The following is a 19,219-nucleotide window of genomic DNA, read 5'->3' as shown; positions in this document are numbered from 1 at the left end:
CTTTCAATCAAGCGACTTCCAGAAGGCGGCTAACCGGCCGCCTTTTTTCGCGCCCGCCACGCGGCGCGCGAGAGCCGGTAGAGCACATGGCGCTTGAGCGCGGGATGGCTGTCGGGAATGCCGGGATGATCGAAATCGGCCGACGGGTCGGTCGTCATGCCGAGGCGTTTCATGACGGCGGTCGAACGGTGGTTTTCGGCGACGGCGAAGGACACGATCTCGTCGAGGCCGAGCGTCTCGAAACCATAGGCGAGCCACGCCTCGGCGGCCTCGGTGACATAGCCCTTGCCCCAGAATTCGGGCGCCAGCCGCCAGCCGATCTCGATCGTGCCGGCCGGCAGCACGTCCATATCCTCCGTTCCTGATAGTCCGACAAAGCCGACGCACTGGCCGGTGGCGGCAATCTCGGCCGCGGCGAAGCCATAGCCATCCGCATCGACCCAGGCGCGGACCTGGTCCATCTTGGCGTCCGCCGCGGCGCGGTCGCGGCGGAACGGGAAGAACTCCATGACGCGGTCATCGGAGTTGATGCGATGGAAGAGCTCACGGTCGCGCTCTTCCCAATTGCGCAGGATGAGGCGCTCGGTGCGCATAGGTTTCATTGCACAAACTCTTCCTGACGATAGCCTTGGACATAGAGCAAGGCCGTCAGGTCGCCATGGTCGATGCGGACCTTGGCCTGCGCCGCCACGACCGGCTTGGCATGAAGCGCCACACCGGTGCCGGCGAGGCGGATCATGTCGAGATCGTTGGCGCCGTCGCCAACGGCAATGGCTTCGGCCGGCGTCAATCCCAGGCGCGCCGAAATGTCGATCAGCGCCTCGGCCTTGGCGGCGCGGCCGAGGATCGGCTCGCCAACCAGCCCGGTGAAGCGTCCGTCCTGTTCGAGCAGACGGTTGGCGCGGTTTTCCTGAAAGCCGAGCATATCAGCGATGCGCGTGGTGAAGACCTCGAAGCCACCCGAGATGAGCGCTGTCCAGGCGCCGTTGGCGCGCATGGTCTGGACCAGCGCCCGGCCGCCCGAGGCCAATGTGATGCGGTTGGCGACGATGCGGTCGACGACGGCGGCATCGAGGCCCCTGAGCAGCGCCACGCGTTCGCGCAGCGCCGGCTCGAAGGCGATCTCACCGTTCATCGACCGCGCGGTGATCGACGCGACGTGCTCCTTGACGCCGATCTCGTCGGCCAGTTCGTCGATGCATTCCTGGTCGATCATGGTCGAATCCATGTCGGCGAGGAGGATTTTCTTGCGACGCGTTTCGGCCTGCTGGACGATCACATCGACCGGTTCGGCGGCCAGTACGGTGCGCAGCGCAGCGGTGATATCGGCGGCGTCGGCCGCTTGCGGCAAGGCGAGATCGCAGGCAATCCCTTCTGCCAGCCAGATAACAGTGCTTGCGCCCACCGAGCGCGAGGCCATATTCGCAAGCGACGGCGACAGAGCGCGGTCTGCGGGACGGGAAACAAGCGTGGCAATGAGCGGCATCGAGAATTCCGGCGCGGATGCGGGCGAGGGCCGCGTGAAGAACGCGATCCTGATAGCCGGGCCGACCGCCAGCGGCAAGTCGGCGCTGGCGCTCGATCTGGCCGAGCGCACAGGCGGCGTCATCGTCAACACCGATTCCATGCAAGGCTATTCTGTTCTCGACGTGTTGACCGCGAGGCCGGAGGCGGCCGAGCTTGCACGCGTGCCGCATTTTCTCTACGGGCACGTCCATCCCGGCAGCGCCTATTCCACCGGCGCCTGGCTGCGCGACGTGATGAAACTCATCGACGAGGGAACGCTCTCGCGGAGGCCAATCTTCGTCGGCGGCACCGGCCTTTATTTTCGCGCGCTGGCCGAAGGCATTTCCGAAATGCCCGATATTCCGCAGCGGATCCGCGACCGTTGGCGCCATGAGCTGAAGGAGCAAGGCGCGGTCAAGCTGCACGCCTTGTTGCTGCGCGAGGATTCGAGAGCCGCAATGCAGCTGAAGCCAACCGACAGCCAGCGCATCGTGCGGGCGCTGGAGGTGCTCGACGCCTCCGGCCGATCGATCCTGGACTGGCAGGCCGCGCGCGGTCGCCCGCTCATCGACAGGCAGACGGCCCGTTTTCTGGTCATCGAGTCGGACCGGGCGGCGCTGGTTGATCGCATCGAAAGGCGCTTCGACCAGATGCTGGAAAAGGGTGCGCTGGAAGAGGTCAGGCAATTGGCGGCCCTTCGCCTCGATCCGGATCTGCCGGCGATGAAGGCGATCGGCGTTCGCGAACTCCAGGCCGCGATGGCCGGACAATCCAGCTTTCCCGAGGCGATCGAACGCGCCAAGATCGCAACACGGCAATATGCCAAGCGGCAGGCGACCTGGTTTCGACATCAGCTGGGGCCGGAATGGCAAAGACTGTGCCCGGGTGACGATCTCGAAACCAAGATTTCAACGCTGGTTGCTAATGCAACTTAAAAAGTCGACATCGAGGGAAAGGTTCTCGCCGAAGTTGTTGGAATTAACGCTCCGTAAGTCGGTCCGTGCCATAAGGTCGATGGGTACTTTTCCATCGGGGAGCAGATGCGTTTCCATAAGGCGGAATCCGCTTTCTTCGTCTTTATCTTCGTGATCCTGGCCGCCGGCCTGGTGACGCTGCACGCTTATGGGCTCTTGCAATCCTTCGCCACCGAACTCCATACGGCCTCGGGCCTGGACAAGGTCATCTACCTCAACAAGCTGTTGTTCGCGACGGGCGTGCTGCTTGCGACCGCGCTGTTTTTCGGCATCTTCTTCATCTATCCGCTGATCCGCAAACAGGCGACGGAAGAAGGCAAGCTGCGCGCCATGACGGTTTCACTCAGCGCCCGCTCCGAAACGCTCGAGCATGCCGCCCTGACGGATGGCCTGACCGGCATGCAGAACCGGCGCTATTTCGACGATGCGCTGAAGGAATATCTCGAGGAGTTCCGGCGCATCGAAAAGCCGGTCGGGCTGATGATCCTCGATCTCGACCATTTCAAGCAGGTCAACGACACCCATGGCCACGATGTCGGCGACGAGGTGCTCCGGGCTGTCGCCAACTGCCTCAAGGACATGACACGCTACCACGACGTGGTGGCGCGGTTGGGTGGCGAGGAGTTCGCCGTGGTCACGCCCAACATGGAGGCGGAACTGCTGGCCAAATTCGCCGAGCGCATCCGCAGGGCGATCGCCAACATGTCGGTCCTCTCGGGCAATGTCCGGCTCAAGATCACGACCAGCGTCGGCCTTGCCGTGTGGGACCGCAAGGAAACGGCCGAGGAGTTTTACCGTCGCGCGGATCGTCAGCTCTACGAGGCGAAGAGGCAAGGCCGCAACCGCGTCTGCGCTTGAAATCCCATCATTGAATTCGTGAGGCTGGCCGTCTGCCGCTGTTTTCTGCGCTTCCGGTGCTCACGGACTGAATGTCCGCTCCGCTCCGGTTCTCGAAAACAGCACCACCCGGACTCAGCCTGACGAAATCCCTGACGGGATTTACCCAAGACGGCCCACGAAGCAGAACTTGTTGAGGCTTGGTGCGGCTTCCCAGTCGATCGTCCGCGAGCTGCAGGCTCAATCGTTCTGGGGACGCAGGCCGAAGGTCGCGGGTTTGAGGCCGTAGCGCATGTCGAAATCGTCGTCCGACTGGACTCGGGCGGTTGCCGGCTTGCGATAATCAGGATCACCGGCCTGCCGGCCGGAATCGACCACCTCGGCGAAGGGGATCGCCTGCTGCTGTGGCTTCGGCACGTTGCGCAACCGCTCGACGATCGCCACCAGGTCGACATCGTCGCCGCTCTTCGGCGACGCGGTTTCTTCGCGCCTGGACGTGCCGGGGATCAGCTGCGCCGGCAGTCTTTCGAATTTCAGCCGCATCGTCGTCGCCACGCCTTCGCCGAAGGCAATGGCTTCGCGCTGGCCCATCGACGACAGGAAGGCCAGCGTGGAGGCGGACGAGTCGGCGATGGCCGAGCGGATGATCGCCTGGTCCTGCTCGTTGGCGAGCCGCATGGCGAAGAAGGTCGAGCACTGTGACAGGATGGTCGGGTCGAGCTCGCCCGGACGCTGGGTGACAACGCCGAGGTAGCAGCCATATTTGCGGCCTTCCTTGGCGATGCGCGACAGCGCGTGGCGTGTCGGCGCAAAGCCGAGGCGCGCATCGGCCGGCATGTAGCGGTGCGCTTCCTCGCACAGCAGCAGGAGTTGCAGCTTGCCCTCGCTCCACAAAGCAAGGTCGAAGGCCAGGCGCGCCAGCACCGAACAGACGGAGTTGACCACTTCGGAGGGCATGCCGGCCATCTCGAAGCAGGTTACCGGGCGGCCGTGATGCGGCACGCGGAAAATGTTGCCGATCGTCTCGTGGATGGTGTCCTCGATCAGGCGCGAGTTGAACATGAAGCGGTAGCGCGGATCGGCGGCCGCCGATTCGATCCGCGTCTTCAGCGATTTGAGCGTCGGGCGTTCGTTCTTGCTTTCGAGCATGCCCATGCGCTCGTCGATCTGCTTGAGCAGGTCGGCGATGCGGTAAGGCACAGGCGTATCGGCGGTCAGCGCATCGCTGCCGCGCCTGAGATAGGCGCCCGAGCTCGGGTTGCGGTAGAGATTCTTGGCGAGCGGAATGAGATCGCGCAAAGCGTCGAGCTCTTCCGGGTCGGTTTCACGACCCCGAAACAGCACCTCGGCGAATTCCTCGAGCTTGAACATCCAGAACGGCAGGTCGAGCGTCTTGGAATCGACCCTTACGCAATATTCGGGCAGCGAGGCCGCGAACTCGTTGTGCGGATCGAGGATCAGGATGCGCAGGTCGGGTCGCGCCCTGATCGATTTGCGCAGCAGCAGCGAGACGGCGGTGGACTTGCCGACGCCGGTGGTGCCGACGATGGCGAAATGGCGCGCCAGCGTGTCGTCGATGGCGATGTTGGCGGCGATCGCCTCGTCCTGCGACAGCGAGCCGATGGTGATGGAATGCCGGCCGGCCAGGTCGTAGACGGCCTGGAGGTCGCGGCTGCGGATGCGGTGCGCGACGGCGCCAATGTGTGGATAGGTGGTGATGCCGCGGTCGAAGATCGGCTTGGCGCCGGGTTCGGCCGCGTCGCGGACTTCACCAATCAGCTCGATGCTGACCTCGATGGCGTTCTGGCCCTCATCGCTCCAGGCGCGGTCCGATTTGCCGATGGCATAGACCAGGCCGACGGTTCGCGTCGTGCCCAGATTGATGGAGATCATCTTGCCGACCGTCCACAGGCCGGTGACGGCGCCGTCAATGTCGTCGGCATAGGCGCTTATGGTGGCGCGCGCGCCGTCGCATTGCACGACATTGCCCAGGATGCGCCGGTCGTTCTGCTCTGCGTTGCGGCGCTCCTGCGATGTCGGTCCTCCGACGGAAGCTTCGCGTTCGACATACATGGACAGGCCAATCCCCATTTCCCTGGAGCATGGACCCTAGCGGAATGGGGTTAAGGTCGGATGAGGCTGGATGGTGTAAGGAGGATTAAGGGTTTGTTGAAAATTGTTGCAAAATGGCTCTTCTCCATTGTCGGAGTTTCGCTATAACGGACGAATGGATGATATAGCGAACGATATTTCCCAGGGCATCGGCAGGCGAATCCGTACCGAACGGACCATGCGGGACTGGTCATTGGCCGAGCTCGCCGAGCGGTCCGGCGTTTCCAAGGCGATGCTGAGCACGATCGAGCGCGGCATGACCAGCCCGACGGCGACCCTTCTGGTGCGCATCGCGGCCGCCTTCGGCATGACGCTGTCGACCCTCATCGCGCGGGTGGAATTGCAAGGTGGCGGGGTGCTGCGCGAGGCCGACCAGCCGGTATGGCGCGATCCCGACACGGGCTATGTCAGGCGGCATCTGTCACCGGCATGCGACATGCCACTCGAATTGATCAAGGTACATCTGCCGGCCGGCGCCAGGGTCAGCTTGCCGTCGGCCTCCTACGCCTTCATCAAGCAGCAGATCTGGCTGATTTCCGGCCGGCTCGACTTCACCGAGGGCGATGTGGTGCACAGGCTGGAACCCGGCGACTGCCTGGCGCTCGGAGCGCCGTCGGACTGCACCTTCCATGCCCTGGAGGCGGGCGCCGACTATCTCGTGGCGCTGGTCAGGGGCTGACATCATGGCACGACGGCCAAAGCGCTCCCACAATGGGGGGCCGCCGCTTGACGATTACAAGGGGCCGCCATGGGGCAAGGGCGATCCGTATATCTTCCTAGCTTGGCAGGCGGCGCACGCCAAGGCATGGAAGGCGCCGAGCCGGGACGTCATGCTGATGCGCATGGACAAGGCCGAACGGCTGGGCCTGACCTATGAGGAATACACGCTCGAGATACTCGAGCGCGGTCGGCACCTCAGGGAATACGACGCCGAGCGCATCAGCGCCATCAAGGCCGCGCGCAAGCGACGCCGCGTGCGCCATCTCGACTGACGCCGGCACGCAACCGAGCCCATTCACCGTTTCCAGAGGACCAGGCATGAATTCCATCGAAATCCGAGCCCTGAGCGCCAGTGCCGAGACGTTGCCTATGCTGACTGACCTGCTGGTCGAGACGGTTGCCGCCGGCGGTTCGGTCAGCTTCATGCATCCGTTGGCGCCCGAGGCGGCAAGCGCATTCTGGGAGCGGTCGCTGGCCGCGGCGGCAAGAGGCGAAAGGATGGTGCTTGGCGCGTGGGATGGCAGAGCCCTGGTCGGTACCGTCACCTTGCTGCTCGACTGCCCGCCCAACCAGCCGCACCGGGCCGAGATCGCCAAGCTGATGACATCGGTCGAATACCGGGGCAGGGGTGTCGGAACGCGTCTGATGAAAGCGGCGGAGCGTCTCGCAGCCGACAAGGGGCGCACGCTTCTGGTTCTTGACACGGCGACCGAGGAGGGCGCTTCGGGCCTCTACGAAAAACTCGGTTTTACTTTGACCGGGGAAATACCGGACTATGCGCTGAAGCCGCATGGTGGGCTGACCGGCACGCTGATCTACTGGAAGCGTATAGGCACTCCGTCGCGGTAGTTCCGCGCCGTCAGGCCGAAGCCGCACTGGAGAGGCGGCTCAGCAACCACCGGCGGAAATCCTGCTCGGCACTGGTCAGGCGCACGGTCGGCGCCCGGGTCAGGAAATGGCCCGAGGTGCTGGAGAGCTCGAAATCGGAAAGCGGCACCAAGGTCCTGTTTTTGAGTGCCGCGTCGACGAGCGGCCGCGACCCCAGAAGCACGCCGGCGCCGGCACTCGCCGCTTCCATCGCGGCGACGAAACTGTCGAAGCGGTGGGATCGCTGGGGGTGGCCGGCCAATCCGGCCGCCGCGAACCATTCCGCCCACATCTCGCGCGCGCCGGCGACCAGAAGCAGCGGCAGGGATGTCCAGTCGGCGGCGCCGGCCAGGGCCGGGCTGGCCACCGGCACGAGCCGCTCGGCCGTCAGCCTGTCGGCCTCGCGTCCGGGAAAGGATCCGTTGCCGAAACGGACGTCGAGCGCGGAGCCCGGCAGGTCGTAGTCGGTCGGGCGATGGATCGTCACCAGATCGAGCTGGATGCGCGGCAGCGCCTCGGCAAGATCAGGCAGTGCCGGGACCAGCACCAGCAAGGCGAAGGAGATCGGCACCCGGATCGAGACGGTCTGGACGGCGCGCGGTTCGAACAGTTCCGTCGTGCTGCTGGAGATGGTGGCGAAGGCCGACTGGATGTGCGGCAGATAGGCGGCGCCCTCCGGCGACAGCGCGACACCACGCGCCAGCCGTAAGAACAGGCGCGTCTTCAATCGTTCCTCGATCAGCCGGATATGCTGGCTGACGGCTGCCTGTGTCAGGCCGAGTTCGGCCGCCGCCGCCGTGAAGTTCGACAGCCGTGCCGAGGCCTCGAAACTGCGCAGCCAGTCGAGCGGGGGCAGGGAGGGAATGGATCTTCGAGCCATTAGCTATTTGCGGTCATTGGCCAAAAAACGATAATTTGAGTTATGCCGTTCGCGCGGTCAACATGCAATCGAAACCCATGGATCGGGCCGTGGGCCGTAACGGACAGGAACAGTATTTCCATGTTGACCGAGGCGCTGGTTGGCGACGACGGCAGAACAATCGAACTTGGCTGGCAGGGCGGGAGGCGCACCCGCTTTCATGCCATGTGGCTGCGCGACAATGCGCTGGACGCCAAGACGCGCAGCGCCGGCAACGGCCAGCGCCTGATTACCATCCTCGACATTCCGGCCGACACGAAGATCAGCGCGGCCGCGATCAAGGGCGATGCCCTCGAGATCAGCTTCGTGCCGGAGCAGAAGACCGTCAGCTTTCCGACTGCCTGGTTGAGCGCCAATGCCTACGATCGCGATACGGCGCGCGGGGCTGGCTGGACCGGAGAGGATATTGTGCGCTGGACCAAGGCCAGCATGCAGAACTCGGTCCCACGCGCCGGCTACGCTGCCGCCAGCCGTGACCGTACAGTCCTGCGCGATTGGCTTTCCGCGGTGAGGACCTATGGCTTTGCCGTGATGGACGGCCTGCCGGCGGAATCCGGGGCATTGTGCAAGGTCTCCGATCTGTTCGGCTATATCAGGGAGACCAACTACGGCCGCTGGTTCGAAGTGCGCGCCGAGGTCAACCCGAACAATCTCGCTTACACCAATCTCGGCCTCCAGGCGCATACGGACAACCCCTATCGCGATCCGGTGCCGACCCTGCAGATCCTGTCCTGCATCGAGAATACGGTGGAGGGTGGGGAATCCAGCGTTGTCGACGGTTTTGCCGTCGCGGCGGCGCTGCAGGCCGAGAACCCTGAAGGCCTCCGGCTGTTGAGTTCCTGTCCGGCGCGTTTCGAATATGCCGGCTCATCCGGCGTTAGGCTGCAATCCAAGCGTCCGATGATCGAGCTTGGACCGGATGGCGAGTTGATCTGCATCCGCTTCAACAACCGCTCGCTGGCGCCTGTCGTCGACGTGCCTTTCGCCGACATGGACGCCTACTATGGCGCCTATCGCCGGTTCGCCAAGCTGATCGAGGATCCGTCCTTCGAAGTGACCTTCAAGCTGGAGGCGGGCCAGGCCTTCATCGTCGACAACACACGGGTCATGCATGCCCGCAAGGCGTTTTCAGGCGCCGGCAAGCGCTGGCTGCAGGGATGCTACGCCGACAAGGACGGTCTGTTGTCGACGCTCGCGGCGATCGAGCACGGCTTCAAGGAGGCCGCGGAATGAGCGGCCGGGATTTGAACGCGGACAACATCGTCGAATTCATCGCCGACATCTTCGAGCGCCGGGGTGCGGAATCCTATCTCGGCGAGCCGGTGACGATGTCCGAACACATGCTGCAGGGCGCCTGGCTGGCGGAGCAGGATGGAGCGCCCGAGGTGCTGGTGGCCGCCGCCCTGCTGCACGACATCGGCCATTACACCAGCGAGTTCGGCACCTATTCTCCGGACGATGTCGAGGACAAGCACCATGACGAGGCCGGCGGCGAGGTGCTGGCGCCATTCTTCCCGCCTGTGATCGTCGAATGCGTGAGGCTGCACGTTGCGGCCAAGCGCTATCTCTGCGCCACCGACCCGACCTATTTCTCCAAGCTGTCGCCGGCTTCGGTGCATACGCTGTCGCTGCAGGGCGGACCGATGAGCGCCGAGGAGGTGGCCGAGTTCCGCAAGAACCCGTTCCATGAGGAAGCGGTGCGGGTCCGTATCTGGGACGAGGGCGGCAAGATCGCCAACATGAAGACGCGGGCGTTTCGGGACTATGTGCCCTTGCTGCAGCGCGTCGTGGAAGAGTTCGCGGCCCAAAGGGCGACATAAGGACGAAGCCCGACCCGACCGGGCTTCGTCCCTCCACCTTTTTGCTTCAGCCCTTGTGGTGGACCTCCTGCAGGCCGTAGACCGGCGTCGGCAAACCGACCTGACGGGCCTTCAGCTGTAGCGCCAGATATTGCGAATAGTGGCGCGACTGGTGGAGATTGCCGCCGTGGAACCACAATGCTTCCTGCTGGGTCGGCTTCCACATGTTGCGCTGCTCCCCTTCCCAGGGGCCGGGGTCCTTGGCGGTGTTGGAGCCAAGGCCCCAGACCTTGCCGACCTTGTCGGCCACGTCCTGCGAGATGAGGTCCGCGGCCCACCCGTTCATCGAACCGTAGCCGGTGGCATAGATGACGAGATCGGCGGGCAATTCGGTGCCGTCGGCGAATTTGACGCCGCTCTCGGTCAATTCCTGCACCGCTGCACCTGGCCCGCTTTTGAGCTTGATGGAACCGTCGATGACGAGGTCGCAGGCGCCGACATCGATATAGTAGCCCGACCCCCGGCGCAGATATTTCATGAAGAGGCCCGAGCCGTCATCGCCCCAGTCGAGCAGGAAACCGGCCTTTTCCAGATCCGCATAGAACTTCGCGTCGCGTTCCTTCATCTGTTCGTAAAGCGGGATCTGGAACTCGTGCAGGATGCGGTAGGGCAGCGAGGCGAAGATCAGGTCGGCCTTGCGCGTCGTCATGCCGTTTTCCACCGCCTGCTCGGAATAGAGCGCGCCGAGGCCGATATCCATCAGCGTGTCGGACTTGACGATGTGGGTGGAAGAGCGCTGCAGCATGGTCACGTCGGCGCCTGCCTCCCACAGGGCCGCGCAGATGTCGTGAGCGGAGTTGTTGGAGCCGATGACGACGACCTTCTTGCCCCGGTATCTGTCGGGGCCTGGATGGGTCGAGGAATGCTGCTGCTCGCCCTTGAAGATGTCCTGGCCCTTGTATTTCGGCCAATTCGCCTTGCCTGACATGCCGGTGGCCAGCACCAGTTGCTTGGGCTTGAGCACGATCTCCTTGCCGTCGCGTTCGACCACGATGGTCCATTCCCTGGCTTTCTCGTCGTACTTCGCGGATTTGGCGGTCGTGGAGGACCAGTAATTCAGCTCCATCACCTTGGTGTACATTTCCAGCCAGTCGCCGATCTTGTCCTTCGGCGCGAAGACCGGCCAGTTCTTGGGAAAATCGATATAGGGCAGATGGTCGTACCAGACCGGATCATGCAGGCAGAGCGACTTATAGCGCTTGCGCCAGGAATCGCCCGGCCGCTCGTTCTTCTCGATGATGATGGCCGGTACGCCGAGCTGGCGCAGGCGCGCGCCGAGCGCGATGCCGCCCTGGCCGCCGCCGATGATCACCACATAAGGCTGCTTGCTGTGGCCGAGTTCGGCGACCTCATCGTCACGCTCCTCGCGCCATGATTTCCTGTCCTTGCCGTGGCCATGCTTGGCGCCGAGCGGACGGGTGAAGCCGGCCTTTTCCTCGTGGCCCTTGAGCTCGGCCATGGTGGTGAGCAAGGTCCAGATCAGGTCGCCCTTGAACCGCACCAGGCCGAAGCCGCGCGCCACCTTGGTCTCAAAGGTGATCCAGGCGGTGGTGATGCCGTCCGCCTCGCTCGCCTCCTCGCCTTCGGCCACCTTCCAGTCGCTCGGACCGGTCAGCGCCAGGGTTGCTTTCAGCATGTCGCGGACCTGGTCCTGGCCCTCCATCGTCCTCAGGTTCCAGGTGAAGGTGACGAGATCGCGCCAGTAGCAATCCGCCTGGAAGCAGTTGACCGCCGCGTCGATGTCGCCGGTCTCCAGCGCCTTTCCGAACTTGTCGAGCAGCGCCTGCGCCTTCGTGATGGGTGTTCTTTCGAGCATGGTTTCTCCTCCGGTTTTCGGTTTCCATGGGCGCCTCCTCCCGGCTCCGCATGTGTACCTGGAAAATAGCAAGCGGTATGCCAATCATGCTTTCGACATAGGGATCGCAATGAAATCAGAGCCTTAAAGTGATCTCTGCTGTGTGACCTGTTGCGCTGCCCGTGGCGTGCGCCACGGCGCGCCACAGGTGACGCAACACTAGTTCGGCGCGTCCACCTGCAGCCGCTTCATGCGGCGATGCACTGTCGTACGGTCGACGCCCAAGCGCCGCGCGGCTTCGGAGATGTTCCAGCCCGCGCCCGCCAGCGCGTCGAGCAGCGCCGACCGCTCATCCTCGGATGACGGAGCACGCAGCGCAACCAGTTGGGCGGGCGGAGCTGGTGGCGTCAGATATGGCAATGCGAAGTCGGGCAGGTCGGCGGGCTCGATCATCTCGCCCTCGCAAAGCGTTACCCCGAGATCGATGGCGTTTACGAGTTCGCGGATGTTGCCGGGCCAGCGATGTCGGATCAGCGCCAGGCGCGCCGCCGGCGATAGTTCTGCTGGCCGGTTGGCAAGGCGGGCGCGCTGGTCGACGAGCCGGCCCAGCAGCCATTCGAAATCGGTGCGTTCACGCAAAGCGGGCAGTGTCAGCGAGGCGGCGTTCAGCCGGTAGAACAGATCCTCGCGGAAACGTCCCTCGGCCACCAGCTTGCGCAGATCATGATGCGAGGCGGAGATGATCTTGATGTCGACCGGTCGCGGCTTAATGCCGCCGACCGGGATCAGTTCACGCTCGGCGATCACGCGCAGCAGCCGCGATTGCAGGGGATAGGGCATGTCGCCGATCTCGTCGAGGAACAGCGTGCCGCCGTCGGCGCCCTCGATCAGTCCCTTGCGGCCCCTGGCCGCGGCGCCGGTGAATGCACCGGCTGTGTGGCCGAAGAGTTCGCTCTCGATCAGATGCTCGGGGATGGCCGCGCAATTGATGGCGACGAACGGGCCGGGACGCTGCGAGCAATCGTGCAGCGCTCGGGCGAGATATTCCTTGCCGGAGCCGGTCTCGCCATGGATCAGGACCGGAATGGTCGTGCGCGCCAGCTTCGCGGCGCGCAGTTGCATGGCCGCCATCGCCGGATCGCCGCTCGACAGATCGCTGATCGGTTTCGGCACGGCCTCGACGGGCGCGCGGCGTCCGGTTGGCGGCTGCGGCTCGATGGCGTGCGCGAACAGCGCGCTGCCGCTGCGGCCGAAGACCAACCGCTCCTCGGTCGGGCGCCCGCGTGTCAGATGCGGCAGATCGTCGATGCTCATATCGAGATAGCGTGAAATCGACTGGCCGATCGGCGAAGGCGAGTGTCGCCAGTCGACACCTCCGGCTTGCGCCAAAAGCAGCGCTCCGCCACGCGTGGTGCCGAGGATGCGGCCCGAGGCGTCGAGCGCGATGGCCGCCTCGGGATCCACGTCGAGGAATTCCGGTGATCGGGAAAAGCGCAGCACCCATTCGGAGTGCATCTGCGCCATCAAATTGGCGAGCTCTATGCGCCGTGCCGACGCCGTCACCAGATGCAGCGCGAGGTTCTGGCTGACCTTGGGTTGCGGAGAGCGCAGCAAGGAAATGTCGAGCACGGCTGCGAGATCGCCATTGGTGTCGAAGATCGGCGCGGCGGTGCAGGAGAGAGGCGTGTGAGTCGTATCGAAATGGTCGGTCTGGTGGATCGTCATCGCCTCGCCGGTGACGATGCAGGAGCCGACGCCGCAGGTTCCGGTGCGGCTTTCCGACCATTCGGAGCCGAGATAAAGCCCCGCCGTGCGCAACTGGTCCATGAACAGCGGATCGCCGAGGAAATCGACGGTGACACCCTTGGCGTTTGCCAGCAACAGCACGTAGTTCTGGCCCGCCACCTGCTTGAAAAGCGTCTCCAGCCCGCTGCGGGCGATGGCAATCAGCCGCTCGGATTGTTCGCGATGTTCGCGCAACTGTGTATCGGGAACGATATAGGCTTCCGTGGGCCGCGTCGGATCGAGCCGGTGGGTGTCCACGCAACGCAGCCAGGATTTGACCACGACATCGTCACGGGCAGACCGCCCGCCGGAAAGGACCTGCTCAATCTCGCGGATATGCTCCCGTTCGCCAGCCACGTGTCCTCCTCCCAAGGCAACGTTGTCAGCCCGACAGACACTGTCTTAGCCCGGCATAAGGCAATGCCTTAGCCCGGCATAAGGCAACGTCTTAGCCCGGCATAAGGCAACGTCTTAGCCGGGCATAGTGGTGCCTCGGTGGCATGGGCTCAACTGTACTATGGTAGCGCGTGGCGGAGCCGATCTCACAGGCGAGTGATTTCGCACCAACCCCCATTGACGAGCCCGCGCTTCCGCCCTTATGGTTCGCCACCATGAAAAAGGCACTCATTCTCGTAGGAAGGCGCGTGGGCAAGGCGGTGTAACCGCCGGGCGAAAACCTCCCATGCGCAACACACAGGCTCCCTCGGGGGCCTTTTTTATTGCCTGAAACACGACTAAACGACCAGCAAACGCCAGATGGCGGACAGTACGGGACCAGACCGATGAGCAATGGACAGAACGGGCGACGTGAAATGACGGGCGCCGAAATGGTGGTGCAGGCGCTGAAGGACAATGGCGTCAAGCATGTCTTCGGTTATCCAGGCGGCGCGGTCCTTCCGATCTACGACGAGATTTTCCAGCAGGACGAGGTCGAGCACATTCTGGTCAGGCACGAACAGGGTGCGGGCCACGCCGCCGAGGGCTATGCCCGTTCGACCGGCAAGGCCGGCGTCATGCTGGTGACCTCCGGGCCCGGCGCCACCAATGCGGTGACGCCGCTGCAGGACGCGCTGATGGATTCCATTCCGCTGGTCTGCCTGACGGGGCAAGTGCCGACCTCCTTGATCGGCTCCGATGCGTTCCAGGAGTGCGACACAGTCGGCATCACGCGCCCCTGCACCAAGCACAACTGGCTGGTCAAGGACGTCAACGACCTCGCCGCGACCATCCACGAGGCCTTCCATGTCGCCACGACCGGCCGTCCCGGTCCGGTGGTGGTCGACATTCCGAAGGACGTGCAGTTCGCCAAGGGGTTTTATGTCCCGCCGCAGATCGCGCCGCGCACCAGCTACCAGCCCAAGGTCCAGGGTGATCTGGAGAAGATCAAGGCCGCGGTGGACCTGATGGCCGGTGCCAAGAAGCCGATCATCTATTCGGGCGGCGGTGTCATCAACTCCGGCCCGGAAGCGAGCCACCTGCTGCGCGAACTGGTCGACCTCACCGGCTTCCCGATCACCTCGACGCTGATGGGGCTCGGCGCCTATCCGGCATCGGGCAAGAACTGGGTCGGCATGCTGGGCATGCACGGCACCTACGAGGCCAACATGGCCATGCACGACTGCGACGTGATGGTCTGCATCGGCGCCCGTTTCGACGACCGCATCACAGGGAGGCTCAACGCGTTTTCGCCGAACTCGAAGAAGATCCATATCGACATCGATCCATCCTCCATCAACAAGAACGTTCATGCCGATATTCCTGTTATCGGCGATGTCGGCCGCGTGCTGGAGGACATGGTGCGGCTGTGGCGGGCGACCGCCAAGACCGACAAGAAGGCGCTTTATCCCTGGTGGGAGCAGATCGCCAAATGGCGCGGACGCGACTCGCTGGCATTCAAGATGAACCACGACGTGATCATGCCGCAATACGCCATCCAACGGCTCTACGAACTGACCAAGGACAGGGACACCTACATCACCACCGAGGTCGGCCAGCATCAGATGTGGGCGGCGCAGCACTATCATTTCGAAAAGCCGAACCGCTGGATGACGTCAGGCGGACTGGGCACGATGGGTTACGGCCTGCCGGCCGCACTCGGCGTGCAGATCGCGCATCCCGACGCGCTGGTGATCGACATCGCCGGCGACGCCTCGGTGCAGATGACGATGCAGGAGATGAGTGCGGCGGTGCAGTACGACGCGCCGATCAAGATCTTCATCCTCAACAACCAGTATATGGGCATGGTGCGCCAGTGGCAGCAGCTGCTGCACGGCAACCGGCTGTCGCATTCCTACACCGAGGCGATGCCGGACTTCGTCAAGCTGGCCGATGCCTATGGCGGCCACGGCATCCGCTGCGAGAAGCCGGACGAGCTGGATGACGCCATCAAGGAGATGATCTCGGTCAGGAAGCCGGTGCTGTTCGACTGCCGCGTGGCGAACCTCGCCAATTGCTTCCCGATGATCCCCTCGGGCAAGGCTCATAACGAGATGCTGCTGCCGGACGAGGCCACCGACGAGGCCGTGGCCAACGCCATCGATGCCAAGGGCAGGGAACTGGTGTAGACGACGAGCCAAGGCAGGGCTTGTCGAAAGAGGCCGTGCGCAAACAAATAATTAGATCAAGAATTTGAGATCCAGGTCATGAACGCACAGCACCTTCAACCCACCGGTTCCGCCTACTTCATCGCCAAGGAGACGGAGCGGCCGGAAAACCACACGCTTTCCGTGCTGGTCGACAATGAACCAGGCGTTCTTGCCCGGGTCATCGGCCTGTTTTCCGGGCGCGGCTACAACATCGAAAGTCTCACCGTTTCGGAAACCGAGCACGAAAAACATCTGTCGCGCATCACCATCGTGACGCGCGGCACGCCGCATGTGCTGGAGCAGATCAAGCACCAGCTCGAGCGCATCGTGCCGGTGCACCGCGTGGTCGATCTCACCGTGCGTTCGCACGAGTTCGGACAGGAGCGGCCGCTGGAGCGGGAATTGGCGCTGGTCAAGGTGGCCGGCACCGGCGAGGCCCGCGTCGAGGCGCTGCGGCTGGCCGACGCTTTCCGCGCCAGCGTCATCGACGCCAACACCGAGCATTTCATCTTCGAGATCACCGGCAAGGGTTCCAAGCTCGACCAATTCATCGCCATCATGAAGCCGCTCGGCCTGGTCGAGATCTGCCGCACAGGCGTGGCGGCGATGAACCGCGGCCCGCAGGGGATGTAGGCATTCATGCGAAACTAAATTTCCGCAATCACTGTTGGCTAAGTCAGTCTGAAAGTCGATCTGGCAATCGGTGACGCATGACCCGCGAAAAGAACTGGTGATACATGTGATGATGTATGCCCTAATCGCGGTCTCGATTTGGGTGCTCGCCCATGCTTGGGTAACGATGACTGTCCCGGTCGGACGAACCAATGAATGGGTTGCCTATGCCGACAATCCAAAGGAATTCTGGGGCGGGATTTTGTTCTATGCGGGATCCATTGTGATCTTCAGTTGTTTTCTATGGGCGCTGAAATATCGCCGTCGAGACTGATCCGTCGAATTCACCCGGTCGGGCGCGCCCCGGATTACCAGTTGCCGGATTTCGCCGGATTGGCGTCGGCCTTGCCGCCCGCCAGATCCTTGCTCTCCCGCTTGATCGGGCGCGATACCGGGCAGACGTCCTGAACGAAACCGTTCAGTGTGTTGACCAGATTGTTCTGGACCAGCGAGTAGTGGATGAACTGCCCCTGCCGTTCCTTGGCGATGAGGCCGGCCGTTTCCAGAATGCTAAGGTGCTGCGAGATGGAGGGCTTCGACATATCGAAGCGCGCTGCGATCTCGCCCGCCGTCAGCGACGAGTGCGCGAGATAGGCGAGGATCTTGCGCCTCGGCTGCGACGACAGCGCCTCGAACACGCGCTGTATGGCGCCGCTGCCACTTGCCGCTGTTTCGCTGTCCCTTAAGTCGTCTTCGATCACCCGTTCCTGCCTCGTAAGTCGCGAAGGCGTGCGCCTTCAGTCTGCTTTTTATCCAGCATTTAGATTATTGCCTAAATGCCTAATCCGAGATAGTAGATAATTAGCTTATTGCCTAATTAATCGGCGGCACGGCGAAAGGCAAGGCCTTGGTTCGGAAATGTTTCCCTTGGGGAGGTACCGATGAAAACCATATCCACAGGCAGAATGATCTCGCAGCCATTGAGCGACGCCGAGGACGGCGATGTCGTATGGATACCGGCCAAGTCGATCTGGGTCGGCGCGATGATGCTCATCGCCCTGGTGTTCGGGCCGCTGGCGTTCAGCTGGAGCGCCTTTGCCGTCTTCGTGGCGACAACGGCGGTGACGATCTGCGCCGGGCACTCGGTCGGCATGCATCGGCTGCTCATCCACCGGTCGTTCAAGGTGCATATCTTCATCGAGCATGCGCTGGTCTATCTCGGTACGCTCGTGGGTATGGCCGGCCCTTTCGGCATGATCTATGCGCATGACATCAGAGACTGGGCGCAGCGCCAGACGGCGTGCCACGATTTGCATGCGCATCGCCGGTCCTTTTTCGTCGATGCCTTCTGGCAGATGCATTGCGCCGTCGCCTTGCGCAACCCGCCGGCCTTCGTCATCGAGCCGTCGATCAGGAATGACCGGTTCTACAAATTCCTCGAGCGCACTTGGATGCTGCAGCAGCTGCCATGGGCCATTGTGTTCATGCTGCTGGGTGGCTGGAGCTGGGTGGTCTGGGGCACCGCGGTACGTGTTTCGGTGTCCCTTACCGGACATTGGCTGGTTGGATATTTCGCGCACCGGGATGGAGACCAGGGATGGTGCGTCGATGGCGTAGCCGTGCAGGGCTACAATCTGCCGCGTTTTGGACTGGTGACTTTCGGCGAGAGTTTTCACGGCAATCATCATGCCTTTCCCGAATCCGCGCGTCTCGGGCTGGAGCGGGGGCAGATCGACCTTGGCTGGATCTTCATCCAGGTCCTTGCGCGCCTTGGTCTTGCCCGCGGCGTAAAGCTTCCCGAGAACACTCCAAGACGAAAGGGGTTGCGCCGGCTGCGCGGCGGAGAGCAGGCGTTGCCGCCGTGAACAGCCGGTTGTCAGCGCGGCCTCATGGCACCTGACGTTAGGCCAAGAGCGGCCGGCGGCTCCGGTGGACCAATGTATGGCTGTTGCACCAGAGGCTCCGGTTATCTAAGTCAATATTGCTGACCTGTGATCCCGATGTCCCTCGACGCATTCCTCGCTCTGCTGGTCTACGCCTTCGTGACCTCGATCACGCCGGGGCCGAACAATCTCATGTTGCTGGCTTCGGGCGTGAATTTCGGCCTGGTCAGGAGCGTGCCGCATATGCTGGGCATCAGCATCGGCTTTCTTGTCCTGCTGCTTGCAGTGGGTCTTGGTCTCGGCGCGCTGCTGACGGCGTTTCCCGCACTGCACACCGCGCTGAAGATCGCGGGCGCCGTCTATCTGCTCTACCTTGCCTGGAAGATCGCCATGTCGCGTTCGCTCAGCGGCAGGGGAGAGGCAAAGGGGCAGCCGATGCGTTTCATCGATGCGGCGGCATTCCAGTGGGTCAATCCCAAGGCCTGGGTGATGGCGATCACCGCCATGGCCGTCTACAGCAATCCGGAGCACCCGTTCCTCTCGGTGGTGCTGATCTCGGTAGCCTTTACCATCGTCAATCTGCCGAGCGTCTCCGTGTGGGCGGGCTTCGGCACCGCGTTGCGCGGTTTCCTGTCGGATCCGGCGCGGCTGAAATGGTTCAACATCGCCATGGGCGTGCTGCTGGCGGCGACGCTGTGGCCGATGCTGCGGTAACACGATCCGGAGTCGATAGACCCTGATCCGCGGATGCGGCAGCCTGCACAG

At 63.2% G+C, this 19,219-nt stretch carries 19 protein-coding genes; 12 read left to right on the top strand and 7 right to left on the bottom strand.

Annotated elements, in window-relative coordinates; all coding sequences use genetic code 11:
• Nucleotides 1–29: 29 nt before the first annotated feature.
• Together FJ958_RS13225 and serB are read right to left on the bottom strand one after the other, a co-directional pair.
• Nucleotides 30–602 carry a GNAT family N-acetyltransferase gene (locus FJ958_RS13225; RefSeq protein WP_140743209.1) on the bottom strand — a complete coding sequence of 191 codons (573 nt, stop codon included), beginning with the start codon at nucleotides 600–602 and terminating at the stop codon, nucleotides 30–32.
• Nucleotides 599–1,486 (bottom strand): phosphoserine phosphatase SerB, encoded by an 888-nt coding sequence (serB, locus tag FJ958_RS13220; RefSeq protein ID WP_140743207.1) that lies wholly within the window; start codon nucleotides 1,484–1,486, stop codon nucleotides 599–601. The genes FJ958_RS13225 and serB overlap by 4 nt, the downstream gene beginning before the upstream one ends.
• Here serB and miaA point away from each other — a divergent pair.
• Complete coding sequence (miaA, locus tag FJ958_RS13215; protein ID WP_140743442.1) at nucleotides 1,476–2,441, top strand: tRNA (adenosine(37)-N6)-dimethylallyltransferase MiaA; 966 nt, start codon at nucleotides 1,476–1,478, stop codon at nucleotides 2,439–2,441. The genes serB and miaA overlap by 11 nt on opposite strands.
• A 105-nt stretch (nucleotides 2,442–2,546) precedes the next feature.
• Complete coding sequence (locus FJ958_RS13210) at nucleotides 2,547–3,338, top strand: GGDEF domain-containing protein (RefSeq protein ID WP_140743205.1); 792 nt, start codon at nucleotides 2,547–2,549, stop codon at nucleotides 3,336–3,338.
• 219 nt (nucleotides 3,339–3,557) lie between these two features.
• Here the strand turns inward: FJ958_RS13210 and FJ958_RS13205 are convergent, their stop codons facing one another.
• Nucleotides 3,558–5,390 carry an ATP-binding protein gene (locus FJ958_RS13205; protein WP_140743203.1) on the bottom strand — a complete coding sequence of 611 codons (1,833 nt, stop codon included), beginning with the start codon at nucleotides 5,388–5,390 and terminating at the stop codon, nucleotides 3,558–3,560.
• A gap of 154 nt (nucleotides 5,391–5,544) precedes the next feature.
• On the opposite strand from FJ958_RS13205, the gene FJ958_RS13200 reads away from it, so the two are divergent.
• The 3 genes from FJ958_RS13200 to FJ958_RS13190 are packed head-to-tail and all read left to right on the top strand — an operon-like array spanning nucleotide 5,545 to nucleotide 6,998.
• Complete coding sequence (locus FJ958_RS13200) at nucleotides 5,545–6,108, top strand: XRE family transcriptional regulator (protein WP_140743201.1); 564 nt, start codon at nucleotides 5,545–5,547, stop codon at nucleotides 6,106–6,108.
• Between the two features lie 4 nt (nucleotides 6,109–6,112).
• Nucleotides 6,113–6,421: a hypothetical protein gene (locus FJ958_RS13195; protein WP_140743199.1), complete on the top strand. Its 309-nt coding sequence runs from the start codon at nucleotides 6,113–6,115 to the stop codon at nucleotides 6,419–6,421.
• Between the two features lie 46 nt (nucleotides 6,422–6,467).
• Complete coding sequence (locus FJ958_RS13190; protein ID WP_140743197.1) at nucleotides 6,468–6,998, top strand: GNAT family N-acetyltransferase; 531 nt, start codon at nucleotides 6,468–6,470, stop codon at nucleotides 6,996–6,998.
• Nucleotides 6,999–7,008: 10 nt separating this feature from the next.
• Here FJ958_RS13190 and FJ958_RS13185 read toward each other — a convergent pair whose 3' ends face one another.
• Nucleotides 7,009–7,896: a LysR substrate-binding domain-containing protein gene (locus FJ958_RS13185; RefSeq protein ID WP_140743195.1), complete on the bottom strand. Its 888-nt coding sequence runs from the start codon at nucleotides 7,894–7,896 to the stop codon at nucleotides 7,009–7,011.
• 120 nt (nucleotides 7,897–8,016) lie between these two features.
• Between FJ958_RS13185 and FJ958_RS13180 the strand changes: the two genes are divergently transcribed.
• Together FJ958_RS13180 and FJ958_RS13175 are read left to right on the top strand one after the other, a co-directional pair.
• A complete protein-coding gene (locus FJ958_RS13180) occupies nucleotides 8,017–9,168 on the top strand; it encodes a gamma-butyrobetaine dioxygenase (protein ID WP_140743193.1) in 1,152 nt (383 codons plus the stop codon).
• Nucleotides 9,165–9,755 (top strand): HD domain-containing protein, encoded by a 591-nt coding sequence (locus FJ958_RS13175; RefSeq protein WP_140743191.1) that lies wholly within the window; start codon nucleotides 9,165–9,167, stop codon nucleotides 9,753–9,755. Before FJ958_RS13180 ends, FJ958_RS13175 begins: the two co-directional genes overlap by 4 nt.
• Nucleotides 9,756–9,801: 46 nt before the next feature.
• Here the strand turns inward: FJ958_RS13175 and FJ958_RS13170 are convergent, their stop codons facing one another.
• A complete protein-coding gene (locus FJ958_RS13170) occupies nucleotides 9,802–11,610 on the bottom strand; it encodes an NAD(P)/FAD-dependent oxidoreductase (protein ID WP_140743189.1) in 1,809 nt (602 codons plus the stop codon).
• 198 nt (nucleotides 11,611–11,808) lie between these two features.
• On the bottom strand, nucleotides 11,809–13,731 hold the full coding sequence (locus tag FJ958_RS13165) for a sigma-54-dependent Fis family transcriptional regulator (protein ID WP_140743187.1): 1,923 nt from the start codon (nucleotides 13,729–13,731) through the stop codon (nucleotides 11,809–11,811).
• Nucleotides 13,732–14,156: 425 nt separating this feature from the next.
• On the opposite strand from FJ958_RS13165, the gene FJ958_RS13160 reads away from it, so the two are divergent.
• The 3 genes from FJ958_RS13160 (at nucleotide 14,157) to FJ958_RS13150 (ending at nucleotide 16,905) form a co-directional block, all read left to right on the top strand.
• Nucleotides 14,157–15,938, top strand: coding sequence for an acetolactate synthase 3 large subunit (locus FJ958_RS13160; RefSeq protein ID WP_140743185.1), 1,782 nt, complete (start codon nucleotides 14,157–14,159; stop codon nucleotides 15,936–15,938).
• 78 nt (nucleotides 15,939–16,016) lie between these two features.
• The gene (ilvN, locus tag FJ958_RS13155; RefSeq protein WP_013894763.1) at nucleotides 16,017–16,592 is read left to right on the top strand and encodes an acetolactate synthase small subunit; all 576 of its coding nucleotides are present in this window, start codon (nucleotides 16,017–16,019) and stop codon (nucleotides 16,590–16,592) included.
• 106 nt (nucleotides 16,593–16,698) lie between these two features.
• Complete coding sequence (locus FJ958_RS13150) at nucleotides 16,699–16,905, top strand: hypothetical protein (RefSeq protein ID WP_140743183.1); 207 nt, start codon at nucleotides 16,699–16,701, stop codon at nucleotides 16,903–16,905.
• A gap of 34 nt (nucleotides 16,906–16,939) precedes the next feature.
• On the opposite strand, the gene FJ958_RS13145 is transcribed toward FJ958_RS13150, so the two are convergent.
• Nucleotides 16,940–17,332, bottom strand: a complete 393-nt coding sequence (locus tag FJ958_RS13145) for a metalloregulator ArsR/SmtB family transcription factor (protein WP_140743181.1) — start codon at nucleotides 17,330–17,332, stop codon at nucleotides 16,940–16,942.
• Nucleotides 17,333–17,512: 180 nt separating this feature from the next.
• Here FJ958_RS13145 and FJ958_RS13140 point away from each other — a divergent pair, with 180 nt between their 5' ends.
• Nucleotides 17,513–18,436 carry an acyl-CoA desaturase gene (locus FJ958_RS13140; RefSeq protein WP_140743179.1) on the top strand — a complete coding sequence of 308 codons (924 nt, stop codon included), beginning with the start codon at nucleotides 17,513–17,515 and terminating at the stop codon, nucleotides 18,434–18,436.
• A 135-nt stretch (nucleotides 18,437–18,571) separates the two neighbouring features.
• Nucleotides 18,572–19,168, top strand: coding sequence for a LysE family translocator (locus FJ958_RS13135; protein ID WP_140743177.1), 597 nt, complete (start codon nucleotides 18,572–18,574; stop codon nucleotides 19,166–19,168).
• Nucleotides 19,169–19,219 lie beyond the last annotated feature (51 nt).

The organism is Mesorhizobium sp. B2-3-5 (assembly GCF_006442395.1).
Taxonomy (GTDB): domain Bacteria; phylum Pseudomonadota; class Alphaproteobacteria; order Rhizobiales; family Rhizobiaceae; genus Mesorhizobium.
This window is presented reverse-complemented; position numbering and strand designations above follow the sequence as displayed.